The 21,067-nt window shown below is 45.6% G+C and carries 19 protein-coding genes; 8 read left to right on the top strand and 11 right to left on the bottom strand.

Features of this window, described 5'->3' with window-relative positions; genetic code table 11:
* Positions 1-28 precede the first annotated feature (28 nt).
* The 6 genes from pabC (at position 29) to KHS79_RS07270 (ending at position 4,891) form a co-directional block, all read left to right on the top strand.
* The gene (gene pabC, locus KHS79_RS07295) at positions 29-877 is read left to right on the top strand and encodes an aminodeoxychorismate lyase (RefSeq protein WP_212717934.1); all 849 of its coding nucleotides are present in this window, start codon (positions 29-31) and stop codon (positions 875-877) included.
* Positions 874-1,920, top strand: coding sequence for an endolytic transglycosylase MltG (gene mltG / locus KHS79_RS07290; RefSeq protein WP_212717932.1), 1,047 nt, complete (start codon positions 874-876; stop codon positions 1,918-1,920). The genes pabC and mltG overlap by 4 nt, the downstream gene beginning before the upstream one ends.
* An 86-nt stretch (positions 1,921-2,006) precedes the next feature.
* Positions 2,007-2,648 (top strand): dTMP kinase, encoded by a 642-nt coding sequence (gene tmk / locus KHS79_RS07285; RefSeq protein ID WP_212717930.1) that lies wholly within the window; start codon positions 2,007-2,009, stop codon positions 2,646-2,648.
* Positions 2,629-3,639, top strand: a complete 1,011-nt coding sequence (locus tag KHS79_RS07280) for a DNA polymerase III subunit delta' (protein WP_212717928.1) — start codon at positions 2,629-2,631, stop codon at positions 3,637-3,639. Before tmk ends, KHS79_RS07280 begins: the two co-directional genes overlap by 20 nt.
* Before the next feature lie 16 nt (positions 3,640-3,655).
* Entirely contained in the window at positions 3,656-4,012 is a 357-nt protein-coding gene (locus tag KHS79_RS07275; protein WP_027708671.1) for a PilZ domain-containing protein, read from the top strand.
* A gap of 99 nt (positions 4,013-4,111) precedes the next feature.
* Positions 4,112-4,891, top strand: a complete 780-nt coding sequence (locus KHS79_RS07270; RefSeq protein ID WP_212717926.1) for a TatD family hydrolase — start codon at positions 4,112-4,114, stop codon at positions 4,889-4,891.
* 42 nt (positions 4,892-4,933) lie between these two features.
* On the opposite strand, the gene KHS79_RS07265 is transcribed toward KHS79_RS07270, so the two are convergent.
* The 9 genes from KHS79_RS07265 to xthA form a co-directional block, all read right to left on the bottom strand.
* Complete coding sequence (locus KHS79_RS07265) at positions 4,934-6,892, bottom strand: acetoacetate--CoA ligase (RefSeq protein WP_212717924.1); 1,959 nt, start codon at positions 6,890-6,892, stop codon at positions 4,934-4,936.
* A gap of 53 nt (positions 6,893-6,945) precedes the next feature.
* A complete protein-coding gene (locus KHS79_RS07260; protein ID WP_212717922.1) occupies positions 6,946-7,857 on the bottom strand; it encodes a hydroxymethylglutaryl-CoA lyase in 912 nt (303 codons plus the stop codon).
* Positions 7,854-9,884, bottom strand: a complete 2,031-nt coding sequence (locus KHS79_RS07255; RefSeq protein ID WP_212717920.1) for an acetyl/propionyl/methylcrotonyl-CoA carboxylase subunit alpha — start codon at positions 9,882-9,884, stop codon at positions 7,854-7,856. Before KHS79_RS07255 ends, KHS79_RS07260 begins: the two co-directional genes overlap by 4 nt.
* The gene (locus tag KHS79_RS07250) at positions 9,881-10,747 is read right to left on the bottom strand and encodes an enoyl-CoA hydratase/isomerase family protein (RefSeq protein WP_212717918.1); all 867 of its coding nucleotides are present in this window, start codon (positions 10,745-10,747) and stop codon (positions 9,881-9,883) included. The genes KHS79_RS07255 and KHS79_RS07250 overlap by 4 nt, the downstream gene beginning before the upstream one ends.
* A 9-nt stretch (positions 10,748-10,756) precedes the next feature.
* Positions 10,757-12,364: a carboxyl transferase domain-containing protein gene (locus tag KHS79_RS07245; RefSeq protein WP_212717916.1), complete on the bottom strand. Its 1,608-nt coding sequence runs from the start codon at positions 12,362-12,364 to the stop codon at positions 10,757-10,759.
* Positions 12,365-12,479: 115 nt separating this feature from the next.
* Entirely contained in the window at positions 12,480-13,649 is a 1,170-nt protein-coding gene (locus tag KHS79_RS07240; RefSeq protein WP_212717914.1) for an isovaleryl-CoA dehydrogenase, read from the bottom strand.
* Positions 13,650-13,680: 31 nt separating this feature from the next.
* Entirely contained in the window at positions 13,681-14,106 is a 426-nt protein-coding gene (locus KHS79_RS07235) for a MerR family transcriptional regulator (protein WP_212717912.1), read from the bottom strand.
* 211 nt (positions 14,107-14,317) lie between these two features.
* Entirely contained in the window at positions 14,318-15,241 is a 924-nt protein-coding gene (locus tag KHS79_RS07230; protein ID WP_027708663.1) for a LysR family transcriptional regulator, read from the bottom strand.
* Positions 15,242-15,463: 222 nt separating this feature from the next.
* Complete coding sequence (gene xthA, locus KHS79_RS07225) at positions 15,464-16,303, bottom strand: exodeoxyribonuclease III (RefSeq protein ID WP_212717910.1); 840 nt, start codon at positions 16,301-16,303, stop codon at positions 15,464-15,466.
* A 504-nt stretch (positions 16,304-16,807) separates the two neighbouring features.
* Between xthA and KHS79_RS07220 the strand changes: the two genes are divergently transcribed.
* Positions 16,808-17,455, top strand: a complete 648-nt coding sequence (locus KHS79_RS07220) for a GNAT family N-acetyltransferase (RefSeq protein WP_094787494.1) — start codon at positions 16,808-16,810, stop codon at positions 17,453-17,455.
* Positions 17,456-17,503: 48 nt separating this feature from the next.
* On the opposite strand, the gene KHS79_RS26250 is transcribed toward KHS79_RS07220, so the two are convergent.
* Both KHS79_RS26250 and KHS79_RS07210 read right to left on the bottom strand, forming a co-directional pair.
* The gene (locus KHS79_RS26250) at positions 17,504-18,154 is read right to left on the bottom strand and encodes a TetR/AcrR family transcriptional regulator (RefSeq protein ID WP_051311504.1); all 651 of its coding nucleotides are present in this window, start codon (positions 18,152-18,154) and stop codon (positions 17,504-17,506) included.
* 429 nt (positions 18,155-18,583) lie between these two features.
* Entirely contained in the window at positions 18,584-18,955 is a 372-nt protein-coding gene (locus KHS79_RS07210; RefSeq protein WP_051311503.1) for an STAS domain-containing protein, read from the bottom strand.
* Between the two features lie 319 nt (positions 18,956-19,274).
* Between KHS79_RS07210 and ushA the strand changes: the two genes are divergently transcribed.
* A complete protein-coding gene (gene ushA / locus KHS79_RS07205) occupies positions 19,275-20,873 on the top strand; it encodes a bifunctional UDP-sugar hydrolase/5'-nucleotidase UshA (protein ID WP_212717908.1) in 1,599 nt (532 codons plus the stop codon).
* The last annotated feature ends 194 nt before the right edge of the window (positions 20,874-21,067 follow it).

Here is a 21,067-nt window from a genome sequence, read left to right as displayed (position 1 = left end):
GTATGTGGCGCCAGTGTAAGGGGGGATTATGGTAGCGCGGCTGGGGTGTTGGTTAAATGGCGAACCTTGTCAGTATATTGCTGTTGGTGACCGTGGCTTAAGCTATGGCGATGGCATTTTTGAAACGATCAAAGTGGTTAATCAACAGCCTTCGCTCTGGCATTTGCATAAAGCGCGCTTGGTTCAAGGTTTGGCGCGCTTGAAAATCACTTGTGACCTGGCTGAGATTGAACGTTGTGTTTTTGAGGCCTGCCAACAACAGTCTACAGCGCTTGGTGTGGTCAAGCTCACGGTTACCCGAGGAGGAGGTGGGCGTGGCTATAACCCCGTAGGGAGTGGACCAGCATCAATACTTGTTGAACTATACCCTTATCCAGACTACCCCCAAGCTAATTGGTCTACAGGTATACGGCTTTTTCCCTGTACAACATATCTTGCTCACCAGCCACTGCTGGCGGGACTAAAGCACCTAAATCGCTTGGAGCAAGTATTGGCGAGACAGGAATGGCAGTCTGCTGAGTATGGCGAAGGCCTTGTAATGGATTCGACAGGTCATGTGATTGAAGCAACCATGAGTAATATTTTTCTGGTTAGTGATAATCGACTGATAACTCCTGACCTCAGCCTTTGCGGGGTTGAGGGCACCTGTCGGGCGTTTATTATTGAACAGGCTAAAAAGCGGGGGGGAACAGTTGAGGTGTTAAACGTCACATTAGCGATGTTATTCACTGCAACTGAGGTGTTTGTGTGTAATAGTGTGCTGGGGATCTGGCCAGTTAGAGCTTTTCAAGCACCCAGTTGGTCAGAAGAAAAGCACTGGCCTGTTGGGCAAATGACTCAATACTGGCAACAGACCTTAATAGAAGTACTGGGATGAAAAAATTTTTTTTGTGGTCAACTTTATTAGTCACCTTGATAATAATGTGTGTAGCCGTTGGTGGCTATTTGTATTTACAAGGTTATGGACAAAAAAAACTACTTAATAATCAGCAGACTCTTAACGTTAATATTCCTTCAGGTACTTCTGTAAGGCAATTAAGCCAACAATTGGTTAGCCAGGGACTTGTAAAGGAACCTTGGTCTTTTGAGGTATATGTGCGCTATCGTGGTAAAGCATTGCAACTTAAAGCGGGTGAATATGCAGTACCGGCGCAAAGCTCAATTGATGAGCTGATTGCCTTATTAGTGAGCGGTAAAACCCGTCAATACACGATTACCTTCGTCGAAGGATGGACGGTTCGTCAAGCTCTTGAAGTGCTGGCCCAAGCACCAAAAATTGAACACACCATTACCCCTGATCAATGGCAAAAATTACCTGAGTTATTGGGTTTTAAAAGTACATACAGTCATCCAGAGGGGCTAATTTTTCCTGATACTTATGCTTACTCTGCGGGCACTAAAGATACTGCATTACTGAAACGTGCTTATGAAAAGATGGAGCGCACTTTGGCAGAGGAGTGGCCAAAACGTGCTCAAAACTTACCGTATCAAAATGTTTATGAAGCACTGATTATGGCGTCCATTGTAGAAAAAGAAACGGGAGTGCCTGAAGAGCGCCCTGCTATTGCAGGAGTTTTTGTTCGACGATTACAGAAAAATATGCGTTTACAGACTGACCCTACCGTTATTTATGGTATAGGTGAGCGGTATACGGGGAATATAACACGCAAGCATTTGCAGCAAGACACACCTTACAATACCTATCGTATAATGGGATTGCCTCCTACTCCTATTGCTCTTCCTGGCAAATTAGCGATCCAGGCAGCACTGCACCCCGCACCCGGTAATAGCTTATATTTTGTGGCTAAAGGGGATGGTAGTCACCACTTCTCATCATCGTTAAGTGAGCATAATCGTGCTGTTCGAAAGTATCAGCTTCGTCGCCGCCAGGACTACCGCTCCAATCCTCAAGCTAACTAGCAATATCAACACTAAATGATTGCTTGATGGTATTTGTGGTACAAATACCATCAACGTTGAAAGTAATTCAAATTAGAAAAAGAGTTATGACTGAGCAGCACAAGCAGACAGGTTCGTTTATTACCCTTGAAGGTGGTGAGGGTGTCGGCAAATCAACTAACCTGGCTTTTATTATTGATGATTTAAAAAATCGTGGCCTTTCCGTGGTTAAAACCCGTGAGCCTGGAGGCACTCCAATAGCAGAGCAGGTAAGAGACTTATTGCTGCACCATGCAGATGAAGCATTGGACCCTACGGCTGAGTTACTTTTAGTGTTTGCTGCGAGGGCACAACACTTGGCTCAGGTGATTAAGCCGTCTCTATATGCAGGTAAGGTTGTCGTAAGTGACCGCTTTACAGATGCTAGTTTTGCGTATCAAGGTGCGGGAAGAGGTCTGTCAATCACTGTACTCGAAACCCTCGAAAAACTTGTCCAGCAGGCGCTTCAACCTGATCTTACCCTGCTTTTGGATTTGCCGGTCGCTGATGGTATGGCCAGGGTCGCTAAAAGAGGTCAGAGTGATCGTTTTGAGCAGCAGCAGCACGATTTTTTTGAGCGAGTGAGGGCAGGGTATTTGGCTAGAGCAAGGGCTTTTCCTGATCGTTTCCGTATTATTGATGCTGCTCAGCCTTTAGTTGATGTCCAGCAACAAATTAGACAGGTGCTTGATGAGTTTTTCGGTAAATAGCCAGCTACCTTTTCCCTGGCAGGAAAAACTGTGGCAGCACTGGAGCAAGCAGCATCAGCAAGGACGAATGGCTCATGCATATTTGCTGGAAGGCCACAAGGGGCTTGGCAAGTTTCACTTTGCTCAATGCGTAGCCTCGGTACTGCTTTGTACGAGTTTGACGGATGGTTTGGCTTGTAGGGCGTGTAAAAGCTGCCAATTGCTGCAAGCAAAATCTCATCCGGATCTCTTAGTGGTGACACCAGAACAAGAAGGCAAACCTATTCGGGTTGATCAAGTTAGGCAGCTGCTCGGGTTTGCCAGTAAGACAGCACAGCAGGGGGGATATCGGGTTATTATTATTTATCCTGCAGATGCGATGAATATCAATGCCTCGAATGCCTTACTAAAGTGCTTAGAAGAGCCTGGTGATAATACGGTAATATTACTGATTACTGATACCAGTAGTGGATTACTCCCAACGATAAAAAGCCGCTGTCAGCGGTTGCAATTTACTCTTCCTGATCCACAAAGTGGTATTAATTGGCTGATGGCGCAAGAGTCTTCTCTTACTCAAGAATCGGCTACGTTTTTGCTAAACCTTGCTAGCCAAGCACCTTTACTGGCGTGTGATTATTACCAAAAAGATGCTTTGGCTATTCGTCAACAGGTTTTAGAGGGGGTAAAAGCTATTACCAAGCGGCAAGTTTCCCCAGTGAGCTTAGCGAAACAATGGCAATCTATTGAATTATCACTTGTTTTAACTTGGCTGTTGGACTGGTTAAGCGATATGATAAAAATCTCGCAACTCGGGTGTGATAGATGTTGCAAAAATAAAGACGTAACGCCAATGTTGACCTATATTGCTAATAAGGCAGGTATTCAAGCACTCTATCAATATTATGACTGGCTGCTGATCCAGCGCCAGCACCTGTTAAACCAAGGCAATTTAAATCTTCCGTTATTGATAGAAGGGGTTCTCATACGTTGGCGCGGTCTGACTCAACGCTGAAAAGCAAGGCAGTAACATGAATAAACCTCCTCGACTTGGCCCTCGTAACGGTATTTTGTCACTTACCATCAAGGATAAGGCTGTGCTCTACGCAGCTTACATGCCTTTCGTTGCGCATGGTGGACTGTTTATCCCTACCAATAAGCAATATAAGCTGGGTGATGAAGTTTTTATGCTGCTCAACTTGATGGATGAGCCGGAAAAAATCCCGGTAGCAGGCAAAGTAATCTGGATTACACCACGACGTGCTCAAGGTAATCGTGCTGCAGGTATTGGTGTGCAGTTTAATGGTCAGGATGATATGGCGCGCAGTAAAATTGAAACTTATTTGGCTGGTGCGCTGCAATCTGATCGGCCTACGCATACCCTTTAGTACATTCCTACACCTCGTAAGCGGGTCTATTTCCTTTTTTTTTCAGATCATGCTGACTGAGTGATTATTTCACTCAGTCTTGGGAGCGATGTTTTTATAATGTTAGTGGATTCTCATTGTCACCTAGACCGTTTAAAACTGGATGCTTATGACAATAACCTGTCTATGGCACTGCAAGCGGCAGAACAGGAAGGTGTCAGTCATTTTTTAGCGATAGCTGTGAGTATGGAAAACAGCCCACAGGTGGTTTCTATTGCAGAGCGGTATCCCAATGTATTTGCTACTGTAGGGGTACATCCTTTGGAGCAAGATGGCCAAGAGCCTGATGCAGATAAGCTGGTTGCTTTGTCTGATCACCCCAAGGTGGTGGCTATTGGCGAGATGGGGTTGGACTATTACTATGCTAAAGAGACTGTTCGGCAACAACAGCAGCGTTTTGTAACCCAGCTACAGGTTGCGCAACAGGTAAATAAGCCTGTAGTCATTCATACTCGGGAAGCGAAAGCGGATACCTTGGCCTTATTGCGTAGCCACTCGGTTGAATCCTTTGGTGGGGTTTTACATTGCTTTACTGAAGACTGGGATATGGCCCGCCAAGCTTTAGATTTGGGTATGTACATTTCGATCTCAGGGATTGTTACTTTCCGCCAGGCGGATAATGTGCGTGAGGTTGCGCAAAAAATTCCTTTGGATCGTTTATTGGTCGAAACCGATGCGCCTTATTTAGCACCAGTACCATTTCGTGGTAAGACCAATGAGCCAAAATATGTTTCAGCGGTTGCTTCTTTCTTAGCTGAATTAAGAGGAGAATCGTTAGCGACACTGGCTGAGCAAACCAGTGCCAATTTCTTTCGTTTATTTAGCAGTGCAAAAGCCTAACTGGAGCGAATACTCAGGGCAGCTGGCTTAGTCACAGTCAGCTTAATCGCAAAGCAGCTCTTCTCGTTGTTTGAAATATTCTAGTGCTTCAGGGTTGGCAAGTGCATCAGTGTTTTTCACTGGTCGATCATGGATTGTTTCCCGAACTGCTATTTCGACAATCTTGCCACTTCGGGTTCGGGGAATATCATTTACCTGCAAGACTTTCGCGGGAACATGACGGGGTGTTGTATTCTGGCGAATGGTTTGTTTAATGGTATTCACCAGATCATCGCTTAGCGATAGCGCCGGTTTTAGTTTCACAAACAGTACAATACGGCTGTCTCCTTGCCAGTCCTGGCAGACGGCGATGCATTCTAAAACCTCTGGAATGGCCTCAACTTGGCGGTAGATTTCCGCTGTGCCAATGCGTACACCACCTGGATTCAATACTGCGTCCGCTCGGCCGTGAATAACAACCCCTCCATGTTCAGTGATTTCACCAAAATCACCATGACTCCAATGTCCAGGGTGTTGGCTAAAATAAGCAGCATGGTATTTTTGTCGATCAGGATCATCCCAAAAGCCTATCGGCATGGAGGGGAAGTTCTGGCGACAGACTAATTCACCTTTTTCACCCACCTTAGCTTGGTCACCATTTCGCATGAAGACAACATCCATGCCAAGCCCAATACATTGTAATTCGCCACGATAGACCGGCAGGATAGGACAGCCTAAAGCAAAGCAAGAAATGATATCTGTCCCCCCTGAGATTGAGGACAGACAGATATCCTGCTTAATATCACGATACACATAATCAAAGCTGTCATCTGCCAGCGGCGAGCCTGTTGACAGTAGGGTGCGAAGAGCTGAGAGCGTGTGACGCTGGGCCGGTATAACCTCTTGCTTTTGCAGTGCAGACAAGTATTTGGCACTGGTACCAAACACACTGACGTCTTCTGTTTCCATAATATCAAAAAGAATAGCCGGGGTTGGATAAAAGGGAGAACCATCATAAATCACTAGCGTTAAGCCTAAGGCGAGAGCGCTAACTTGCCAGTTCCACATCATCCAGCCACAGGTAGTGAAATAGAAAAAGACATCATCATCTTTTAGGTCGGTATGCAGGCCTAGTTCCTTCAAATGCTGAAGTAGTGTGCCACCTACGCTATGGATAATGCACTTAGGCTTACCTGTAGTACCAGATGAGTAAAGAATGTAAAGCGGTGCATTGAAGGGGACAGGTGTAAAGGTGAGATCGGGGGTGGAAGGTGAGTTGTTTAGCCAATCTTGCCAAACTGAGATGTTAGGCAAACTGGGTGGTTTTGTATCAGGATTGGCAAAGCTGATAATGATAGTTTGCTCAAGGGTGTTTAAGTTTTGAATGAGCTGAAAAACTTTATCCTGAATATCAATGTGTTTGCCATTATAAAAATAGCCATCAACCGTAAATAATGCCTTAGGTTTAATCTGATCGAATCGGTCAAGCGCACCTTGCCAACCAAAATCAGGTGAGCAGCTGGTCCACACTGCTCCTAAGCTGGCTGCTGCGAGCATTGCAATAATCGCTTCGGGGCAGTTTGGCAGGTAGCCTGCTACTCTATCACCTGTGGTGACCCCCAGTTGTTTTAGCTGAGCCGCGACTTGAGCCACTTGTTGGTAGAGTTCAAGATAACTGATTACCCTGCGCTGTCCCTGTTCACCACGGAAAATAATGGCGGGTTTGTGGTCACGTCGTGTAAGTAAATGTTCTGCATAGTTTAAAGTAGCGTCCTTAAACCACTCAGCACCTGGCATGTTTTGGTCATTTTCCAGAATCGATTTAGGTTGGTGATGCCAGCGCAAACCATAAAATTCACTGAGCAATGACCAAAATTCCGGGCGGTGGTTTACTGACCACTCATGGAGGTGAGGGTAATCTACTAATGTTGTTGTATAGTGCTGATTAACCCTAGTCATAAAGGCAGTCATATTACTGGCTGCTACGCGGGCTTGGCTCGGTTTCCACAGCAGTTTACTCATAGTCATCCCAATGTCGTACATTTAAATTTTTATTGTTACGCAAGCGGTCCATATCATGGTTTTTTCCGCTGAGGATGAAGTGCACGTGCGACTTTGCTTTGATTGGGGCGATTAAGTTGCTGGCAAATCCAGTGACTGACCACTGTAAGCTGTGAAAGGTCAATTTTGGATTGAATCCCTAATCCATTTAGCAGATACACCACATCCTCAGTAGCGACATTGCCGCTGGCTCCCTGGGCGTAGGGACACCCACCCAGCCCGGCGATAGCAGTGTCTACCGTTGCAATTCCTTCCTCCAGCATGGCATAGATATTTGCCAATGCTTGCCCATAGGTATCATGAAAATGAACGGCAAGCTGAGAAAGAGGAACATAGTGTGCCACTGCCGCTAACATCCGCTTACAGGCTAATGGATTGCCCACCCCAATCGTATCACCCAGTGAGATTTCATCACAGCCCATTTCGTTTAACTGTTGGGCAACCCAGGCTACTTGTTGTGGCGTAATATCACCCGTGTAAGGGCATCCCACTGTACAGGAGATATAGCCTCTAACCCTCAGTTTTTGGCCTTTTGCTTTCTCAATCAATGGATTAAAACGCTCAAGGCTTTCGGTAATGGAGCAGTTAATATTGCGTGCGCTAAATTCTTCACTGGCAGCAGCAAATACAGCGATTTCACTGGGCTGACAGCTCAAGGCTCGTTCAAATCCTTTAAGGTTTGGGGTTAGCACGCTGTAGATAACCCCGGATGAGCGTTGAAGCTGATGCATGACTTGCTCGGTATCAGCCATTTGCGGCACCCATTTGGGTGAAACAAAACTACCGGTTTCAATGTGCCGGATGCCCGTTGAGACTAGCTGTTCTATGAGCTGGCACTTAAGCGCAACTGATAATGAAGCCGGCTCGTTTTGTAAGCCATCTCTGGGACCCACTTCCACAATGCGAACATGACTGGGCAAGCTCATGCGGTTACCTCACATGCGGAAGACTCAGTATCTGCACACTCAAAATCCAATAATTCAAAGCCAGCTGTCACCAGTGCACCTGGTTGGCAATTAAAGCGGGTGACTTTTCCAGCAGCGGGTGCTCTGATGGTGTGCTCCATTTTCATCGCTTCTAAGATCAGCAGGGGGGTGTTTTTGGCTACCGCATCGCCTGGCTTGACCAAGAGTGCAACAACACTGCCAGGCATGGGGGCGGTGAGTTCTGAGCCAGTTTCGTCTTCGGCTGCCTGGTGATGACGTTGTTGTTTAAAGTGAAACCATTCACCCGCACACTGCACAGCAATAGATGCTTCCCCTAATTTACCAAGCTGGTAATGAGTAATCAGAGTGTGTCGATGCTGGTCAGCTGTCTGTACTGTAATGACATTATCTTTTCGCCAAAAGTGACATGTTTGAGACTCGTCGGCTAAGGCTATTTCCAGCGTTTGGGCATCAATTTCACGCATGGCAATTGTGAAAGCCTGTTGTTCATGATGAAGGGTTAACGTCAGCAAGTTTGGCTGGTTTAACCGCCAGGCATGGTTGCTACGCCAAGGTGAATAAGGATCTGTTGTCTGATGGTGAGCTGGGGAGCGGGGAGCATCGAGCCAGGTTAAAGCCGCACCAATAAGCGCGATATTCCGGTGTTGTTCAGACGGTTGTTGGATGCCTGAAACCACCCGCTCAACATATTGGGTATCAGTTTGGCCATGACGTACTTCTGGTTGTTGTAATAAACGGTATAGAAATCCTTGATTCGTGGTAACACCCTGTAATTGCAACTTGCTGAGCGCTTGTTGAAGGCGCTGGATAGCGGCAGGACGTGTAGCGCCCCAGCTAATAATTTTGGCTATCAGGGGATCATAGTGAATGGTAATGTCATCGCCCTGTTGAACACCAGAGTCAATACGAAGATGACTTAACTCTGGCCAACTCAAGCGATTAATCGTGCCTGTTGCTGGTAAGAAACCTTGTTGAGGGCTTTCTGCATAAAGACGTAGCTCTATGGCGTGACCATGTATTGCTAACTGTTGTTGGCGACAGGGGAGGTGTTCACCTTGTGCGATACGTAACTGCCATTCCACCAAGTCTTGGTTGGTAATCAGTTCTGTTACAGGATGCTCTACTTGAAGGCGAGTATTCATTTCCATGAAGTAAAACTGTTCATCTTCACTGAGCAAGAACTCTACGGTTCCTGCGCCCACATAGCCAATCGCTTTGGCGGCGCGAAGTGCGGCTTCTCCCATTCGTTCACGTAGTTTTGCTGATAAGCCAGGTGCTGGTGCTTCTTCAACAATTTTTTGGTGACGGCGTTGCAAGGAACAGTCACGCTCGAACAGTGAAACCCCGTGTCCCTGCTGATCCATAAAGATCTGGATTTCAATATGTCGTGGCTGGGCAAGGTATTTTTCCAGAAGTAAGGTATCGTCACCAAAGCTCTTTTTGGCTTCACGCTGGGCTGCTGCCATTTCTGTAGCAAGCTCACTCACTTGATGAACAATACGCATACCTTTTCCGCCACCACCGGCAGCGGCTTTAAGCAGTACTGGGTAACCAATTTCTTGAGCACTCTGTTGAAAGGCTGCAAGTGACTGGTCTTGACCATGGTAGCCAGGCAGCAAAGGCACATCAGCTTGTTGTAAATGTTGTTTGGCAGCCTGTTTACTGCCCATCATGTGGATGGCTTCAGCTGGTGGTCCGACAAAGGTTATGCCTGCTTGCTGGCAGGTTGCTGCAAAGTCTGCATTTTCGGATAAAAAACCATAACCTGGATGTATCGCATCGGCGCCAGCTTGTTTGGCAATAGTCAGTATTTTTTGACTGTTAAGGTAACTTTCAGCTGCGGGTGCAGGTCCGAGTGCATAAGCTTCATCGGCCAGTTGCACATGCAGTGCATGTTGGTCTACCGACGAGTAAACCGCAACACAACGTATTCCCATAGCCTGTGCTGTACGAATAACTCGGCAGGCTATTTCCCCACGATTGGCAATTAGGAGTGTATGCATCATTCAGACTCCGCTGTGTTGTTATTATGGCTTTTAGGTTGGCCTTTTGTTGCTTGTGCGTGAGTAGGGTGCTGCCACTCAGGAGGGCGCTTAGCCAGGAATGCTTGCATGCCTTCCTGGCCTTCTGCAGACGTGCGAAGGTCTGCGATGAGCTGTTGGGTATAGCGCACCAGCTCTGGTGAAATGGGGTGGAAAGCAACATTAGCAATGAGCTGTTTAGCGGCTTGTAACGCATGAGGACCATTATTCAATAGACGCTGAATAAAGCGTTCAGTCGTAGTGACCAGTTCATCGGCTTCACAGACTAAATGAATAAGTCCTAGTTGCTCTGCAATTTCAGCATTAAAACTTTCTGCTGTCAGGAAGTAGCGTCGTGCAGCTCGGGGACCAATGGCCTGAATGACATAAGGGCTAATGACGGCAGGCACTAACCCTAGCTTCACTTCGCTAAGGCAAAAGGAGGCGTTGGTCGTGGCTAAGGCAATATCGCAACAGGCCACCAAACCGACAGCACCGCCATAGGCTGCACCATGAACCTGACCGATAACCGGGTGTGGGAAGTCATTAATGGTTTGTAGCAAGGTTGCCAGCTGGCCAGCATCGGCCATATTCTCTTGATGGGTGGCTGATGCCATGCGTTGCATCCAGGTAAGGTCGGCACCTGCACTAAAATGTTTGCCCTCGCCATTGATCACCAACAATCTGACCTGGGGTTGAGCCGCTAGCACCTGTAGCTGCGCAATCAGTTCAGCAATCATTTCGTCATCAAACGCATTGTGTACTTGTGGCCGGTTTAAGGTGAGGGTAGCGACGCCATCCGCACGGCAAGCGGTTTGTAAATAAGCAGATGAGTAGAGTGCTTCCATGACAACTCCTTACATACGAAATACGCCAAACTGGCTGTGAGGGATAGGGGCATTAAGACAGGCTGATAAGCTTAGCCCGAGTACGGTGCGGGTTTGTGCAGGATCAATGATGCCATCATCCCAGAGCCGCGCGCTGGCATAATAGGCACTGGCTTGGTGCTCGTACTCAGCGACCAGCCCTGTTCGGTAGCTATCACGCTCTGCTTGAGGCCAGCTTTGCTGACGCTTATTCAGGGCAGCTTCTTTGATTTGTACTAATACATCGGCAGCTTGCTCGCCCCCCATGACCGAAATACGGGCGTTGGGCCATAACCATAAAAACCTGGGATCATAGGCGCGGCCACACATACCGTAGTTGCCTGCCCCATAGCTGCCACCGATAATCACCGTAAGCTTAGGGACATTTGCACAGGCTACTGCATTGACCAGTTTGGCTCCATGTTTAGCTATGCCTTCACTTTCATACTGTCGGCCAACCATAAAGCCCGTGATGTTTTGTAAAAACAGCAGTGGAATACCGCGTTGGCAGCACAGTTGAATAAAGTGAGCACCTTTCTGAGCAGACTCTGAAAACAGCACACCATTATTCGCTAAAATGCCAATGGGGTAGCCCCAGAGCCGAGCAAAGCCACAGACTAATGTAGTGCCAAACAGACGCTTGAATTCATCAAAAACTGAGCCATCGACTAAGCGAGTGATGATTTCACGGACATCAAAGGGTTTGCGAGTGTCATCAGGAATAATGCCGTATAACTCGTCGGCAGGGTACAAAGGTGGCTCAACAGGCATCACGTCCAGTGCCGTTTTTGCAGGCCTGTTCAACTGTGCAATGCATTGCCGCGCCAGTTGGAGTGCATGCTCATCATTTTCAGCATAGTAATCTGTTACACCAGACTCCTTACAGTGTGTATCTGCACCACCCAGTTCTTCAGCACTGACGGTTTCCCCGGTGGCAGCTTTCACCAGAGGTGGTCCGGCTAAAAAAATAGTGCCCTGCTGTTTTACGATAATGCTTTCATCAGCCATCGCAGGCACATAGGCACCACCTGCGGTGCAGGACCCCATCACTACCGCGATTTGCGGGATACCCTGGGCTGACATTCGTGCCTGGTTAAAGAAAATTCGACCAAAATGGTCTCGATCAGGGAAGACTTCCGCTTGGCGTGGCAGGTTGGCACCACCTGAGTCAACGAGGTAAATACAAGGCAGGTGGTTGTGTGCGGCAATCTCCTGAGCACGTAAGTGTTTCTTTACTGTTAAAGGGTAATAACTGCCTCCTTTTACGGTGGCATCGTTGGCAATAATCATACACTCAATACCCGCCACCTGGCCGATACCTGCAATTACCCCTGCTGCAGGAACGGCCTCATCGTAAACTTCCCAGGCCGCAAATTGACCCACCTCTAAAAAGGGGCTGCGACTATCCAGTAAGTGGTTGATGCGTTCGCGGGCTGGGAGTTTGCCTCGAGATTGATGCCGTGCCATAGCCTGCGGGCCGCCTCCTTCAGTGATAGCGGCCAGGCGGGTTTTCAGGGTCAGGGTAAGTTGCTGATGGTAATCACTATAACGTCGAAAGGTATCACTTTGAGTATCAAGTTGACTGGTGATAACAGGCATAACCTTTGATGTCCTTACTGTAGAATCCTGTATTACCTGACCTGGCTGCACATCAACGCATTAGTCAGGTAAATACTGCTTTTTATTATTCCTGTAGGTGTTCACCTAGCATGGCTTACTCTGAGTGCTGAAATAACTCACGGCCAATCAGCATACGCCGAATTTCAGACGTGCCTGCGCCAATCTCATACAGTTTGGCATCTCTAAGCAGCCGTCCAGTAGGGTAATCATTGATATAACCATTGCCTCCCAGGATTTGAATGGCCTCAAGTGCCATCTGGGTTGCTTTTTCCGCACAATACAGGATAACGCCTGCTGCATCGGTTCGGGTTGTTTCTCCTCGATCACAGGCTTGAGCAACGGTATACAGGTAGGCTCGGCAGGCATTCAGTGTGGTATACATATCTGCCACTTTGCCCTGAATCAGCTGAAATTCGCCAATGGGCTGACCAAACTGGTGGCGTTGGTGTATGTAGGGGATAACCACATCCAGACAAGCCTGCATGATGCCTACTGGGCCTGCGGCTAAAACGACACGCTCGTAATCCAGGCCACTCATTAACACTTTAACCCCTTCATTTTCTTTGCCAAGAATATTGGCGGCAGGCACCTTGCAGTCCTGAAAAACCAACTCACAGGTATTTGAACCACGCATACCTAACTTATCCAGCTTTTGCGCTTGGCTAAAGCCAGCAAACTCGCGCTCTATGATGAAAGCGGTAATGCCTCGAGGACCTTTTTCTTTATCGGTTTTTGCATAGACCACATAGGTTTGGGCATCTGGGCCATTGGTAATCCACATTTTGGTACCATTGAGCCGGTAGTAGTCACCTTCTCGGGTAGCACTTAACTTCATACTCACAACATCAGAACCGGCATTAGGTTCGCTCATGGCCAGAGCGCCTACATGCTCACCACTGATCAGCTTGGGGAGATAACGCTGTCGTTGCTCGGGTGAGCCATTACGACGAATTTGGTTAACGCAAAGGTTAGAGTGTGCGCCATAACTTAAGCCTACGGAGGCTGATCCACGACTGATTTCTTCCATGGCAATGGCATGGGCTAAATAGCCCATGCCGCTTCCTCCCAAGTTTTCTTCAACGGTAATGCCCAGTAAGCCAAGATCGCCTAACTTGCGCCATAACGCTTTAGGAAAGGCATTGTCACAGTCAATACTGTCTGCCAAGGGGGTGATTTCTTTTTGGGTAAACTGATAAACCTGAGAGCGAAGCAAGTCCATGGTTTCGCCAAGGGCAAAATTAAGGGTGGGGTAACAGGTATGCATAGTAAGGTCCTTGTTATGAGTTGTTGTTTTTTTAATTATTTTGATGTTTCGGCGGTGGCGAGGCTGTGTCTTGCTGCTTGGCTAAAGCGGCTAGGCAACGGGCTTTAGCGGTAGTCAGTTCTTCCTGCATAGCTTTGATGTCCTCAAGCTGATGAATGAGCTGTGCCTGACGCCGATCTATTGCTGCTAGAAAATGCTGGAGTTGTTTACGATTATCGGTTGCAGGATCGTACATACTAATCAGCTCTAAACACTCATCGAGGGAAAATCCTAAACGTTTGCCTCGTAGGATGAGCTTTAAAGTGACTCGGTCCTTATTGTTGTATATGCGTCGACTTCCTTCACGCTTAGGGTTAAGTAGTCCTTTGTCCTCGTAAAATCGAATAGCACGAGGGGTAACGTTGTAGGCTTTAGCTAACTCAGAAATACTATAAGTTACTGATTCTGAATGATTCATTGTTTTTATTCTGATGGCTTATGAGCTGCTTATATACCCAGCTATGCAGGAACTGTTTATGCGAATATTGGGGTGCTGGGAAAATTATGTCAGCAAGAATGACGTATAACCTTTACGTAAACGTAAATCTTAAGGAAGGAAGCTGGCAAGTTTAGAAAGCTTTATGACATTAGTGCAAAGTGTCAACTATTTGTGACAGTGATTGTTCGTCCTACAGCATAGTGCTATTTGCGCTAAGTGCCTGACAAATATTGATAATACAGTCACGCATCCAGTGACTTGCAGCATCAAGCTCAGTGCTTTCATGCCAGTAAAGGTGAACTTCCATGGTGGGGATATCGTTAAAGGGTAAATTGACACAATGCAGGTCAGGATAAGCCCGAGCGAATCGTTCAGGTACCGTCATGGCTAAATTACTTCGCCTGACGACGAGTGGTGCCATTAAATAATGCTGGGCACTTAAGGCAATGTGACGGTTAATGCCCTGGCGGCCAAGTGCTATGTCGATCTCATCTGTGCGACTATCAAAGCGACTGGATATTTGTACATGCTTTAAAGAAAGATACTCTTCATTAGTGATAGAGGCTTTAGCCAGGGGGTGATCACTCCGCATGACACAGACATAATTATCTTCAAATAAAGACACATGTTTAACCTGAGGATCAGTGTTAAGTGGGGCATCAATCACAAAGTCGAGGCGCCCTGAGGCAAGTTCTTTGGCAGCTTCGCGACGTTGAACAGGCATACTGGTGATATTGATACGTGGTGCTATCTCATCGAGTTTGCCAAATAAGCGGGGAAGGATGACCGCTTCAACCAAGTCACCCATGCTGACACGGTATTGGCGCTCTGAGTCGGATGCTACAAACTGATCAGTCTGTTGAACACTCCTTCGAATAAGTTGCAATGCCTGACGTACAGACCCGATGACATTTTGGGCAACAGGGGTGGGAACCATGCCATGGGCTGTTCTCACAAAAAGCTGGTCGTTAAATATTTCTCGTAATCTGGACAAGGCATTACTGACGGCAGGTTGGGTGATACCAATAATATGCCCTGCACGAGTTAGGTTGGCTTCAGTGTATATCGCATCAAAGACGACAAATAAATTGAGATCGATTTTACTAAGGTTCATGACCGGCCTCTTGCATAACAACTGCATTACTTCTGTGCAAGCCCGATGCTGTAAGACAAACAATGTCATCTAACCGCAACACTCCTTATACCAAAAGTAGATGGTTGCGGTATTTTTGCCAACTTTCGTATAAAACTCCTTGTTTATAAAGGCGCTATTTGTGGGTTATTAAGTGAACCTACTACAACTGTCATCATTAGACAAAATGAAGGCAATTGTTGTTTAAATATCAAAGTCAGCTATCACAGGGCAGTGATCAGAGGGTTTTGCCATGGCGCGTGTGTCATAGTCAATATGGCAGTGAGTCAGCTTGGCAAGTAAAGGCGTGGTTGCCAGAATAAGATCAATGCGTAAGCCTCGTTTTGGTTCTCGCTCAAAACCTTTACTGCGGTAATCAAACCAGCTAAACCGATCGTCAGTTTGGGGGTGAAGCTGGCGGTAACAATCAGCAAGGCCCCAGTCCATTAAATGTTGTAACCATTCACGCTCTTCAGGAAGAAAGCAGCATTTGCCTGTGCGTAACCATCGTTTAGCGTTATCAGGGCCAATCCCAATATCCAGATCCAGTGGTGCAACGTTCATATCTCCGACAACTATGAGTAACTCTTGAGGTTGATGTTGTTGTTGGAGTGTTTGCTGTAAAGCTTGGTAAAAAGCACGTTTGTTGGGAAATTTACTGGGGTGATCACGGCTTTCACCCTGTGGGAAATAGCCATTAATCACGCGTAAAGAAAGCCCTGAGGGGGTGTTGAAAGTGGCAGAAATCAGCCGTCGTTCGTCATTTGGTGCTTCTCCAGGAAGGCGAGCCAGTAGAGAATCCGTGAAACCACATTGAATTTGGTGTGCGGCGGCTTTGCTGATCAGGGCAACACCATAGTGACCTTTTTGCCCATAGAAGGCGACCTGGTAGCCTTGATTTTCAATTTCGGCGGTAGGAAATAGTTCGTCTGCGACTTTTATTTCTTGTAGTGCCAATACATCTGGCTGGTAAGTAGAGAGCAGTGAGCTTATTTGGTGGAGTCGGGCACGGATGCCATTACAGTTAAATGAAATTATTCGCACTTTTAGACCATCCCAACATTGAGTGAGTAATACTATAGATCGACAACTGTTTCATTATACCTAATACGAATGGTTTTTAGGTGCGGCCATCGAGTGACGAAGTCCCATGAGCCTATATTAATAGGTAATTGGGGTGGCAGTTAAATGCTCCTCGGCAATTGCTCCTGCATTGCTCTGCTACATGACATCCATGTCATTATGCATAAACTGCATTTCCACCATCCTTGGTGGTCAAGAGTGAAGATAACAAAACCTGGAAATCATTCGTGAAGGGTATAAAAGGCAGGATTTGTAGGGAATAAGGCACATATCCTACACACTGATCATACAGTTGTAGCTGTTTGGCGAGATGATAATAAGTTAGTGTCTAACCCTCAACCTATACTAAATAGATGAATAACAACAAATAACCCCAGTGCTGGTACTTTAAGATTATGGAAGGCTTATAGCAGTGTAGTGCTGGAAACAATAATAATCAGGGAAGTAGGGTTTGGTGAGGTGAATATGTTAACAGCAAGTCAACATGCTGATCAATTGACCATTTTGGAAGTTGGGGCAGAAGTAGAACGCGAAGCCCGATCTTTATTATTTCACTCATACAGTCAGGAACCCGCTTATCAATATTTGCTCAATGCTGAAAAGACAGGTTATGAGCAGCGGGTGAGGGCGGTAATTCGGGAAACGATCAATTTACACTTTTCTGAGCAGCAACCAGTACTGGCACTATACAAAGAGAATAGGGTGATTGGTTTTGCATTTATCTTAACTCCGTTGGTGACGGCTGACCTATATAATCACTTCCGCTGGCGCTGGCGAATGATCTTAACCGCCGGCTTCTCAGCAACTGAGCGCTTTTTGGATTATCGTAAGCAAGTTGAGTCAATCCTGCCAAAGCAACCACTTCATCGCCTGGCTTTTATTGCTGTTCACCCCCAGCAACAGCATCAAGGTTATGGCCTTCAGTTTATGACGAGTATTCATGACTACTGTGCAAAGGATAAAACCTCTGCGGGTATCGTATTGGATACTGGTAATCCTAGATATGTAACATTTTTCGAAAAAATGGGTTATCAGCGTCTTGGTAATGTTCATGTTGGGGATATCACTGAGCATGTGTTTTTTCGACCAGTTACTCAGCATGAAACAGCCTAGCAGTGAGTTGATATCAACTGCTGGCTGTTTATTGGTTAGGGAATTGAATTAGTGTCGGGCGAGACCGGTAAGTAATCCGTCCAACTGCAGATTAAGCAGTTGATCAACCGGGGACCAGGGGATTTGTTTAATGGTCAACACATTGTTGACGATGCCTTGCACACTGCACATTAACATGTGCCCGACCAATTCATGGTTGTCTTCAGTAAACATATTTTGTTGACAGCATGTTTCTACTGCCCTAAATAGCCGCTGAAAGAACCGTGATTCCAAGACAATCTTGCTGGCGTCTTGGTCTTGGTCTGGTGTGGAATTCAAATCTTCAATTGAAAAAATCACCCGGAACCGGTCTGGATGTTCCAGCCAGTAGCTGACATACGCTTGAAGGGAGGCCTTAATGATCTCCTTGGGAGACAGGTTGGATGGAATATGTTCGTCAGCATAATCTGCAAGCTGTGCGAAAATATCTACCCAAATAAAGTGAAGAAGAGAGCGCTTATTTTCAAAGTAGTAATAAAGCGTTCTTGGTGTGCATCCCACTTTAGCTGCAATTTTTCTGACAGAGACTTGCTCGAATCCGTCATTTAAAAACAATTCCTTTGCTACATCAATAATCCGATTACGTATAGCAGCCTGCTCTTCAGGGGACTTTGGGGGCCGACCCTGTTTTCGCTTTGCGACATTATTTGCATTATCCACTGCTAAAAACACCTCTTATTGATAGCAGTTAAGCCAGAAAGCCGATCGTTATTATCGTTTTGGATTATAAATTGGGGAAGCGAGTAGGAATATAACAGAAAACAGTGTGAGTATGAGCTATTTATTAGTAACAATAAGAACAATAAATTTACGGAATCGTAAAGATTGGTTACTTTTTATAATATGTGATGTATTTATTTGGCAAAAACTTAGTACTAATGTAGGTGATTATATAAGTGCTGATTGTACAAATGCCGTTGGTGAAAGTGTGAGTAAAATCAAAGATTGATCTAGTAATACCTGAAATAGCTTAGTGAGAGAAAACACTTCATATAATAAATAACTTAGAGTTTACTTCAAAATAAATAATTAAGTGCTTGAAATATTAGGCAAATTTCAAGCACTTTTCAATAAAGTATCAGTTGCTAACTACTTTAGTATTTCTTCCAGGTCTGCTTGATGACTCTTGCCGGAACTGACAAGGTATTCTTCCATAGAAGGGAAATGTTTAATAATTCGGTTGAGGCGCAACATTGCCATGAGCCCCATAGGCTGTCCATCAGCCCCAATCAGGATGAGTTTTTTGCCTTTTTCCTTTGATTTTTTGTAGAAATGAACCAGTGTCCCAATACCCGTTGAGTCAAGAAAGAGCACCGCACTTAAATCAACTAGCATATCCCCTTCAGCGCGATCAATTAACTTATCAAAGATAGGGCGGATTTTAGCAGCTGTTTTTGCATCAAAGTCACGATTGAGCGCAATGACAATGCTGTCATGGCATTTATAAAGCTTAAATTCCATACCGATTAATCCCTTTCTCGCGGCACTTTACTTTGAGTTTAGTATAGCTGGTGTCATCATCCCTGTGTGGGGAGCAGCAAAAAAATACGGCAGATAATATGTGTTTATAGGTTGCAGCTGCTAGGATGCGATCATAACGACAATAATAATGATGCACAACATTTCAATTTGATGACATTCCTAGTATGTTGCAGTAGCGTGTTAAAACACGTACAACACATATAACATGTTGAGTGTGATTACCAAACAGCTGAAAAAGCTGGAAAATAGTCATAAGCATTTAATAAAAAGGCTTAGTTAATAAGTAGAAGAGAGTGCTATGAAAATAAAAAGTCCATCTGCTTGGTCTACCATTATTTGCCTGGGTGTATTGAGCGTATTACTTTCTGGGTGTGCTTCCTGGGATAGTAAAGGTCAGTACACACCGGATAAAACCTATAAAATCACTTTACTACATACCAATGATCATCACGGTCGTTTTTGGCCAAACCGTCATGGTGAATATGGTATGGCTGCAAGAAAAACGTTAATTGATCAGATTCGTCAAGAAGTAAAAGCTGAAGGCGGGCATGTCCTTTTGCTTTCTGGTGGTGACATTAATACAGGAGTGCCTGAGTCTGACTTGCAGGATGCAGAGCCTGACTTTAAAGGTATGAACCATATTGGTTACGATGCCATGGCCTTAGGTAACCATGAGTTTGATAACCCAATAACCGTACTTCGTCAGCAAGAGGCGTGGGCTAATTTCCCTTTATTGTCAGCCAATATCTACGACAAAGAAGGTAATCGTTTGTTTGATGCCTACCATATGTTTAATTTCGATGGTGTCAAAATTGCGGTAATGGGGCTGACAACGGAAGATACCGCTAAACTCGGTAACCCTGAATATATTTCGGCTTTTGACTTTCGTAATCCAGTAGAAGAAGCCAGTAAACTTGTTCCTGTTTTAAATAAAAAAGCGGACGTTGTAATTGCTGCAACGCACATGGGACATTACCCCAATGCTAAGCATGGTATTAATGCACCAGGTGATGTAACGCTGGCTCGGAAAGTTGATGGCATTGATATCATTGTCGGTGGTCACTCACAAGATCCATTATTTGAACCTGATGTACAGAATGGAACAGCTATTTTACAGGCTTACGAATGGGGTAAATATGTGGGACGTGCTGACCTGGAGTTTAAAAATGGTCAGTTAAAACTTGTCAGCTATCGTTTGATTCCCGTTAATTTGAAACAGAAAGATGAGCAAGGTAACCGCGTTTTCATTGAGCAGGAAATTAAACCTGATGAGCAGATGAAAGCATTTTTGACACCTTACCAAGATAAAGGTCAAGCTCAGCTAGGTCAGGCAATTGCTGAAACGAACGGTAAGTTGGAAGGGGACCGTCATGTGGTTCGATTTAAGCCAACAAATCTTGGCGTGCTGATTGCCCGCTCACAGAAAGAAAAAACCCAAGCTGATTTAGCGGTAATGAACTCAGGTGGGGTGCGTGACAGTATTGAGGGTGGCACCGTTACCTATAAAGATGTACTGATAGTTCAGCCTTTTGGCAATATGGTGGCTTATGTTGATTTAACTGGCAAAGAGTTAATGGATTATCTGAGGGTTGTTGCCAGCAAGCCAGTTGACTCTGGTGCTTTTGCGCAGTTTGACGGCGTCAAGTTACTGATCAAGAAAGGTAAACTGACTTCAGCAACCATTAAAGGAAAAGCCATTGAACCAGGCAAAACCTATCGTTTAGCAATTAACAGCTACATAGCCGCTGGTGGTGATGGTTATCCAAAGATGGATGGACATCCAAACTATGTTAATACTGGTTTTGTTGATGCTGAAGTGTTGAAGGCTTACCTGGAGAGTCGTTCACCGATCAATGTGGCTGACTTTGCACCAGGTGATGCTGTTGTTCGTCAGTAGTTAATGCCCATTGTTCAACATGTTTATCGTGTTATAAAAAGCACCCATTTGGGTGCTTTTTACTAAGAAATAACATAGACCATCCCATCATTTGATAAAGAAGTTATGCAAAATCAGGGCATTAAAGTGCTAAATAATTGGTTTCCAGGGAAAAGTTTTGATTTTAGGGCAGAAGTGAGTGAAAGGAACCGACT

The organism is Zooshikella ganghwensis, from assembly GCF_018263875.1.
Taxonomy (GTDB): domain Bacteria; phylum Pseudomonadota; class Gammaproteobacteria; order Pseudomonadales; family Zooshikellaceae; genus Zooshikella; species Zooshikella ganghwensis.
The sequence above is the reverse complement of the archived record's forward strand: the minus strand, read 5'-3'. Positions and strand labels throughout refer to the sequence as shown.

Bases quoted from the DNA above. Each gene is read 5' to 3' on its own strand.
- KHS79_RS07260 (WP_212717922.1), bottom strand. From the start codon at position 7,857: ATGAGCTTGCCCAGTCATGTTCGCATTGTGGAAGTGGGTCCCAGAGAT.
- KHS79_RS07245 (WP_212717916.1), bottom strand. From the start codon at position 12,364: ATGCCTGTTATCACCAGTCAACTTGATACTCAAAGTGATACCTTTCGA.
- KHS79_RS07270 (WP_212717926.1), top strand. From the start codon at position 4,112: ATGTTAGTGGATTCTCATTGTCACCTAGACCGTTTAAAACTGGATGCT.
- KHS79_RS07250 (WP_212717918.1), bottom strand. From the start codon at position 10,747: ATGGAAGCACTCTACTCATCTGCTTATTTACAAACCGCTTGCCGTGCG.
- KHS79_RS07265 (WP_212717924.1), bottom strand. From the start codon at position 6,892: ATGAGTAAACTGCTGTGGAAACCGAGCCAAGCCCGCGTAGCAGCCAGT.
- KHS79_RS07235 (WP_212717912.1), bottom strand. From the start codon at position 14,106: ATGAATCATTCAGAATCAGTAACTTATAGTATTTCTGAGTTAGCTAAA.
- KHS79_RS07210 (WP_051311503.1), bottom strand. From the start codon at position 18,955: ATGGAATTTAAGCTTTATAAATGCCATGACAGCATTGTCATTGCGCTC.
- ushA (WP_212717908.1), top strand. From the start codon at position 19,275: ATGAAAATAAAAAGTCCATCTGCTTGGTCTACCATTATTTGCCTGGGT.
- KHS79_RS07220 (WP_094787494.1), top strand. From the start codon at position 16,808: ATGTTAACAGCAAGTCAACATGCTGATCAATTGACCATTTTGGAAGTT.
- KHS79_RS07280 (WP_212717928.1), top strand. From the start codon at position 2,629: ATGAGTTTTTCGGTAAATAGCCAGCTACCTTTTCCCTGGCAGGAAAAA.
- KHS79_RS07275 (WP_027708671.1), top strand. From the start codon at position 3,656: ATGAATAAACCTCCTCGACTTGGCCCTCGTAACGGTATTTTGTCACTT.
- mltG (WP_212717932.1), top strand. From the start codon at position 874: ATGAAAAAATTTTTTTTGTGGTCAACTTTATTAGTCACCTTGATAATA.
- KHS79_RS07230 (WP_027708663.1), bottom strand. From the start codon at position 15,241: ATGAACCTTAGTAAAATCGATCTCAATTTATTTGTCGTCTTTGATGCG.
- KHS79_RS07255 (WP_212717920.1), bottom strand. From the start codon at position 9,884: ATGATGCATACACTCCTAATTGCCAATCGTGGGGAAATAGCCTGCCGA.
- KHS79_RS07240 (WP_212717914.1), bottom strand. From the start codon at position 13,649: ATGCATACCTGTTACCCCACCCTTAATTTTGCCCTTGGCGAAACCATG.
- pabC (WP_212717934.1), top strand. From the start codon at position 29: ATGGTAGCGCGGCTGGGGTGTTGGTTAAATGGCGAACCTTGTCAGTAT.
- tmk (WP_212717930.1), top strand. From the start codon at position 2,007: ATGACTGAGCAGCACAAGCAGACAGGTTCGTTTATTACCCTTGAAGGT.